We start from the raw sequence: 6,278 nt of genomic DNA, 5'->3' as shown, positions 1-6,278 counted from the left end.
AGCGACCGCGCGACCCCGTCGACGACGAGCCGTGCGGCCGCTCCGACTCCGCCCGCGAGAGCGACCGCGAGCAGCAGGCCGGGCGTCACGCCGCCGCCCCCGCGCTGACGCGGATCTCCGCGCGACGACCCCCGGTCGAGGGACGCCTGGACCTCCGGAGCATGGGTGAAGATGGGCGGATGACATCCGCGGGGGGCGTTCCGGAGCTCAGGCTGGCCGTCGTCGACGACCAGCCCCTCTACCGGCACATGCTGTCGTCGCTGCTGCGCGCGGCGCCGGGCGTGCGGAGCGTCGTGGAGGCCGGATCCGCCACGGAGGCGCGGTCGGTGCTGCGGCCCGCGGAGCTCGACGTGGCGATCCTCGACATCGAGCTCGGCGACGGGGACGGCATCGAGCTCGGGCGCCGGCTGCGGTCCACCGCGCCCGGGCTGGGCATCGTCCTGCTCTCGGCCGTCGACGCGATGCACCGCTTCCTCCGCCTCGACCGCGCCGAGGCCCGCGGCTGGAGCTACCTCTCGAAGACCTCCTCTCTCTCCGCCCCCGCGCTGCTCGCCTCCGTCCGCGCGACGGCGGACGGCCGCACCGTGCTCGACCCGGCGCTGGTCGCCGCCCGCGCGGCCCGCCGCGACGCCCCGGTCGCCGCACTGAGCCCGCGCCAGTACGAGGTGCTCTCCGGCCTCGCATCGGGGCTGACCAACGCCGCGATCGGCGAGCGCCTCGGCATCGCGGTCCGCTCGGTCGACAACCACGTCAACGCCGTCTACGCGGCCCTCGGCGTCCGCTCGGACGGCGAGCGCAACCCGAGGGTCGACGCGACGCTCCTCTTCCTCGAGCACACCGGATGAGCGCCGGCCCGCGCGACGCGCGCGAGGACAACCGCATCGTCCTCGGAGCGATGGCCCTCCTGGGCGGCGTGCTCTCGCTGCTGGCCGCGCTCCAGGCCGTCTTCGCGCTCGGGATGCTGTCGCGGACGCTGCGGGGCGTCGATCCGGGGCCGCTGCTCGACGTGACGACGCGCGTCCTGGTCAACGTGGCGACGATCGGGCTCGCGATCGCCCTGGTCGCGGTGCTGCGTCCCGAGCGCTCGACCGGCGGCGCCCGCGTGGCTCGAACGGCGGTCATCGCCATGGGGATGGGCCTGGTCCGCTGCTGCCTCCAGGTGCTGACCGGCGTCTACCCGCTCTCGGCACTCCCCGCTCTCGCGGTCGAGCTGGTCGTCGGAGCCACGGTGATCGCGCTGATCACCGCCTACGGCTACCTGCTCGTGCGCGCGGCACGGCGCGTGCGCGAGAAGGAGCGGGAGCATGCCCGCGCTTCCGTGCAGGCGCTCGAGGCGGTGCAGGCCCTGCAGCGGGAGGAGCTGCGGGTGCGGCGCGACGTCGCGCAGAGCCTGCACGGCGGCCTCCAGAACGGACTCGTGGTGCTGACCGCCGAGCTGCACGCGGTCGCGAGCGCATCCGACGAGGCGGCCTCGGAGCGGCTGCTCGCCATCGCCGCCCGGCTCGACCGGCTCCGCGAGAACGAGGTGCGCGCGGTCGGCCACGCCCTCTACCCGGTCGAGATCGACCACGGCCTGGTCCCCGCCGTCCGCGACCTCGTCGCGCGCCTCCCTCCCGAGATCGCCGTCGACCTCGACCTCGGCCGCATCCCGGCGCTCGCCGCCGAGGGTGCCGAGCCGCCGCTCGACCAGCGGATGCTCCTGGTCCGGTTCCTGGAGGAGGCGGTCACCAACGCGCTGAAGCACGGCGGCGCCTCCTCGCTGCGGGTGCGCGGCGACGAGGAGGCGGGCGTCGTGGTGCTCACCCTCGACGACGACGGCCGCGGACTCGTCGAGGGGTCGACGCGCTCGGGGCTGGCGCGGCTGGAGCGGCAGCTCGCGGTCTACGGGGGCTCGTTGGAGCTCTCGGACTCGCCCGTGCTGGCGGGGGCGCGGCTGAGGGCGCGGCTCCCGCTGTCCGACGCGGACGGCGGCGGGGCGGAGTAACGGGACGGGCGCTCCCGCCGTCCCTCGCGTCGAGCACAGGGCGGTCCGAGGGACGGATTCACGCCGGATGGCGAGCCGTCTCCTCGTGCGCGCCCCTCACGCCGGGTAGACCAGCAGGTGCTCCGGAGCGACGGTGAAGCCTGCCTCGCGGCCGGGCGCGAGGTCGAGGCGCGCCGCGTCGGCCGCCGGGACGTCGGCGGTCAGGAGCGCGCTGCGCACCCGCACCGCGTCTCCCCGCTGCTCCACATCGGTGATCACGGCGCGGAGGCCTCCCTCTCCGACGGAGACGGCGGAGGGGCGGACCGCGGCGAGCACCGCGGCGCCGACCGCGACCGGCTCGGCCGCGACTCCGGACAGCTCGTGCCCGCCGGCGGTGCGCAGACCCGTCGCGGTGCGGACGCCCTCGAGCAGCTCGAGCCCGGCGAGCTCGGCGGTGAACGCGGTGCGCGGGCGCGTGAGGACCCGGGCGGTCGGCCCCTCCTCGACCACCCGGCCGCCGTGCAGCACCAGAACCCGGTCGGCGAGGGTCCAGGCGTCGAGCACGTCGTGGGTGACCACGATCGCCGAGCGGTCGGCGAGCACCTCGCGGAGCATCCGGCGGAGGACCGGGGCGGTCCGGGCGTCGACCGCGGCCAGCGGCTCGTCGAGCAGCAGGAGGCGCGGGTCGGTCGCGAGGGCCCGGGCGAGGGCGACCCGCTGCGCCTGTCCGCCGGAGAGGCTCCCCGGGCGCCGGTCGGCCAGTTCGGCCACGCCCGCGGCGGCCAGCTCGCGCTCGGCCCGCTCGCGGGACCGCGCCCGTCCGGTGCCGGCGCTGCGCGGACCGAACGCCGCGTTCTCGCGCACGCTGAGGTGCGGGAACAGCAGCGGGTCCTGCGCCAGCAGGGCGACGGGGCGGCGGTGCGGAGGAGTCCACCGGCGGTCGTCGAAGAGCAGGTCGCCGCCGGCGGTCGCCCGCCCGGAGTCGGCGCGGACGAGGCCGGCGATCAGCTCGAGCACGGTCGACTTGCCCGCGCCGTTGGGCCCGAGCAGCGCGATCGTCTCGCCCTCGGCCACGTCGATCCGCACGTCGATCCCGCGCGCCGCGAGCCGCGCCTCCAGCCGCAGGCTCACCGCGGCACCCCCCGGGCGGAGCGGCCGTGCGCGAGACCGATCACGAGCACCGCGACCACCACGAGCACCAGCGCGAGGGCGACCGCCGCGTCCGGATCGCTCTCCCGCTGCAGGTAGATCTCGAGCGGGAGGGTGCGCGTCGTGCCCTCGAGGCTGCCGGCGAAGGTCAGCGTCGCCCCGAACTCGCCGAGCGCCCGCGCGAACGAGAGGATCGCGCCCGAGGCGAGGCCCGGCAGGATCAGCGGCAGCGTGATCCGCCGGAGCACCGTCCCGGGGGACGCGCCGAGCGTCGCGGCGACCGACTCGTACCGCGCGCCGGCGCTGCGCAGCGCGCCCTCGAGCGTCAGCACCAGGAACGGCAGGGCCACGAAGGTCTGCGCGATCACGACGGCGGTGGTCGAGAACGCGATGCGGACGCCGAGGGCCTGCAGCGCGCCGCCGAGGAGGCCCATCCGCCCGAAGGTGAAGAGCAGCGCCAGCCCGCCGACCACCGGCGGCAGCACCAGCGGCAGCAGCACCAGCGAGCGGAGCAGGCGCTGGCCGGGGAAGGCCGTGCGGGCGAGCACGAGGGCCATCGGGGTGCCGAGCAGCAGGCACAGCAGGGTCGCGACGGCGGAGGTGCGCAGGCTCAGCAGGAGCGCGGCGACGGAGGAGTCGGAGGTGATCAGCGGCAGGAACTGCGGCCAGTCGACGCGGGCGAGGATCGCGGCGAGCGGGAGCAGCACCAGCAGGGCGCCGAGCGCGGCGACGGCCACGACCCAGCGCGGCAGGCCGGACCCGGTGCGCATCAGCCGCGGGCGAGCGGCGTCTCGACGATGACCGTGGTCGCCTTGACCACCGCCACCGCGGGAGACCCGGGCTCGAGCCCGAGCTCGCGGACCGCCTCGCTGCTCATCAGCGAGACCACGCGGTGCGGACCGCACTGCAGCTCGACCTGCGCCATCACGGTGTCCATCACGATGCCGGTGACGATCCCGACGAAGCGGTTGCGGGCCGAGCGCGCGACCGGGGACGGATCCTCCGGCAGCACGGCGTTCGCGCGGGCGAGCCGGGCGACCTCGAGGCCGTCGACGACGCGTCTCCCGGACGCGTCCTTCGCGCTCTCGAGCGTCCCGTTCTCGATCCAGCGCCGCAGCGTGTCGTCGCTCACGCCGAGCGCGGCGGCGGCGTCCCTGATCCGTATCTGCGGCATGGAGTCGATCCTACGTCCGCGGCTGAGCCTGTGCCGTGCCCGTCTCCTCTCCACGAGATACCGCTCCGGTGCGCTTCCTGCGGCGTGCCGCGCATCCGGGTGGCATCTCGCGGAGAGGGAGGAGCGGAACGCGGAGGGACGGACGCTGGGGATCCCGGGCCGCGCGCGCAACCCCCTGGAGGACCGGCGGGAGCACGACGCACGCTGAAGGGACGACGACACAGGATGCGGCATGCGCGCGATGGTCTACCGGGGCCCCTACAAGGTCCGCGTGGAGGAGAAGGACCGGCCGAGGATCGAGCGCCCGAACGACGCGATCGTCCGGGTGACGATGGCGGCGATCTACGGATCCGATCTGCACCTCTACCACGGGCTGCTCCCGGACACCCGGATCGGCCACACCTTCGGCCACGAGTTCATCGGCGTGGTCGACGAGGTCGGCTCGTCGGTGGAGAACCTCAGCGTCGGCGACACGGTGATGGTCCCCTTCACCATCTACTGCGGCTCCTGCTGGTTCTGCTCCCGCGGCCTCTACTCCAACTGCCACAACGTGAATCCGAACGCCACCGCGATCGGCGGCATCTACGGCTACTCGCACTCGGCGGGCGGCTACGACGGCGGGCAGGCGGAGTACGTGCGCGTCCCGTTCGCCGACGTGGGTCCGACGAAGATCCCCGAGTGGCTGCCGCACGAGGACGCCCTGATGCTCACCGACGCCTTCTCGACCGGCTACTTCGGCGCGCAGCTCGGCGACATCGTCGAGGGCGACACGGTCGTGGTGCTCGGAGCCGGACCGGTCGGCCTGGCCGCCGCGCGGTCCGCCTGGCTGATGGGCGCCGGCCGCGTCATCGTCGTCGACCAGATCGACTACCGCCTCGCCAAGGCCCGCGACTTCGCCTTCGCCGAGACCATCGACTACACCGAGGAGGACGACCTCGTCGTCACCCTCAAGAAGACCACCGGCGGGCTCGGCGCCGACGTCGTGATCGACGCGGTCGGCGCGGAGGCCGACGGCAACCTCCTCCAGCACGTCACCGGCGCCAAGCTCAAGCTGCAGGGCGGCTCGCCGATCGCGCTCAACTGGGCGATCGACGGCGTCCGCAAGGGCGGCACCGTCTCGGTGATGGGCGCCTACGGTCCGCTCGCGAGCGCCGTCAAGTTCGGCGACGCCGTCAACAAGGGCCTCACGCTGCGGATGAACCAGGCCCCCGTCACCCGGCAGTGGCCGCGCCTGTTCGAGCACATCCGGGCCGGGCACATCACGCCCAGCGACCTGATCACGCACCGCATCCCGCTCGAGCACATCGCCGAGGGGTACCACCTGTTCTCGTCCAAGCTCGACGGCTGCATCAAGACCGTCGTCGTCCCGTAGGAGGATCCCGTGCCGTACACCGCCGACCGCCCCGTCCGCGTGCCGACCGCCGAGGAGCTGCGCGCCCGCATCCCGGGCTGGGGCGCCGACCTCGATCCCGCCGACCGGCCCGCCTTCCCCCGCGAGCGCAGCGACCTCGTGTCGGGCGCGCACTGGGAGCGCCCGGAGAGGATGCGGACGCACGGCCGTCGCGAGAAGAGCATCGAGCACCTCGAGCTGCCCGCCGTCTTCGGCACGGCGCAGCCCCTCCACGGGATCTCGGGCGCGATCCGCCGCTACGCCTACGACCGGTTCAGCGAGGGGCGCCACGCGCACTGGCTGCTGCTCGTGCTGGGTGACCGGGTGGAGTCGACCGGGGCGCACCTCCGCTCGCTGCTCACGACACGGCCGGACGATCCGATCACCGAGACCGGCGTGCTCGCCGAGGTGCACGCGCACCCGATCGCCTCTCGCCGCGGCCGGACCGACGTGCGCCACCAGATCCTCGACCCGCTGCTCGTCGGCGGCCCCTGGGTCCTCGCCGCCCTCGGCGCCGTGGCCGTCGCCCGCCGCCTCCTGCGCTGACGCCCGTTCCCCTCTCGCGAGAGGCCGCTCCGGTACGCCTCCGTCGGCGTGTCGCG

The 6,278-nt window shown here is 74.8% G+C and carries 7 protein-coding genes; 4 read left to right on the top strand and 3 right to left on the bottom strand.

Annotated elements, in window-relative coordinates; all coding sequences use genetic code 11:
- On the top strand, nucleotides 1-845 hold an 845-nt coding region (locus C5C82_RS07875; protein WP_258066027.1), incomplete at its 5' end, for a response regulator transcription factor.
- Nucleotides 842-1,984: a sensor histidine kinase gene (locus C5C82_RS07870; protein ID WP_104296002.1), complete on the top strand. Its 1,143-nt coding sequence runs from the start codon at nucleotides 842-844 to the stop codon at nucleotides 1,982-1,984. The genes C5C82_RS07875 and C5C82_RS07870, both read left to right, overlap by 4 nt.
- A 96-nt stretch (nucleotides 1,985-2,080) precedes the next feature.
- Here the strand turns inward: C5C82_RS07870 and C5C82_RS07865 are convergent, their stop codons facing one another.
- From C5C82_RS07865 to C5C82_RS07855, 3 genes are read right to left on the bottom strand one after another with little or no spacing between them, the layout of a single operon-like run.
- A complete protein-coding gene (locus C5C82_RS07865) occupies nucleotides 2,081-3,094 on the bottom strand; it encodes a sulfate/molybdate ABC transporter ATP-binding protein (RefSeq protein ID WP_104257869.1) in 1,014 nt (337 codons plus the stop codon).
- Nucleotides 3,091-3,882 carry an ABC transporter permease gene (locus C5C82_RS07860; protein WP_104257868.1) on the bottom strand — a complete coding sequence of 264 codons (792 nt, stop codon included), beginning with the start codon at nucleotides 3,880-3,882 and terminating at the stop codon, nucleotides 3,091-3,093. The genes C5C82_RS07865 and C5C82_RS07860 overlap by 4 nt, the downstream gene beginning before the upstream one ends.
- The gene (locus C5C82_RS07855; protein WP_104222447.1) at nucleotides 3,882-4,286 is read right to left on the bottom strand and encodes a molybdopterin-binding protein; all 405 of its coding nucleotides are present in this window, start codon (nucleotides 4,284-4,286) and stop codon (nucleotides 3,882-3,884) included. The genes C5C82_RS07860 and C5C82_RS07855 overlap by 1 nt, the downstream gene beginning before the upstream one ends.
- A 232-nt stretch (nucleotides 4,287-4,518) precedes the next feature.
- Here C5C82_RS07855 and C5C82_RS07850 point away from each other — a divergent pair, with 232 nt between their 5' ends.
- Together C5C82_RS07850 and C5C82_RS07845 are read left to right on the top strand one after the other, a co-directional pair.
- Nucleotides 4,519-5,658, top strand: a complete 1,140-nt coding sequence (locus C5C82_RS07850; protein ID WP_104257867.1) for a zinc-dependent alcohol dehydrogenase — start codon at nucleotides 4,519-4,521, stop codon at nucleotides 5,656-5,658.
- A 9-nt stretch (nucleotides 5,659-5,667) separates the two neighbouring features.
- Nucleotides 5,668-6,222, top strand: a complete 555-nt coding sequence (locus tag C5C82_RS07845) for a hypothetical protein (protein WP_104226589.1) — start codon at nucleotides 5,668-5,670, stop codon at nucleotides 6,220-6,222.
- The last annotated feature ends 56 nt before the right edge of the window (nucleotides 6,223-6,278 follow it).

It is taken from the genome of Rathayibacter sp. AY1D5 (assembly GCF_002932515.1).
Taxonomy (GTDB): Bacteria; Actinomycetota; Actinomycetes; order Actinomycetales; family Microbacteriaceae; genus Rathayibacter.
This window is presented reverse-complemented; position numbering and strand designations above follow the sequence as displayed.

What these genes read in the sequence shown, in the direction of transcription:
- C5C82_RS07855 (WP_104222447.1), bottom strand. Translation starts at nt 4,286, where the DNA reads ATGCCGCAGATACGGATCAGGGACGCCGCCGCCGCGCTCGGCGTGAGC.
- C5C82_RS07850 (WP_104257867.1), top strand. Translation starts at nt 4,519, where the DNA reads ATGCGCGCGATGGTCTACCGGGGCCCCTACAAGGTCCGCGTGGAGGAG.
- C5C82_RS07870 (WP_104296002.1), top strand. Translation starts at nt 842, where the DNA reads ATGAGCGCCGGCCCGCGCGACGCGCGCGAGGACAACCGCATCGTCCTC.
- C5C82_RS07860 (WP_104257868.1), bottom strand. Translation starts at nt 3,882, where the DNA reads ATGCGCACCGGGTCCGGCCTGCCGCGCTGGGTCGTGGCCGTCGCCGCG.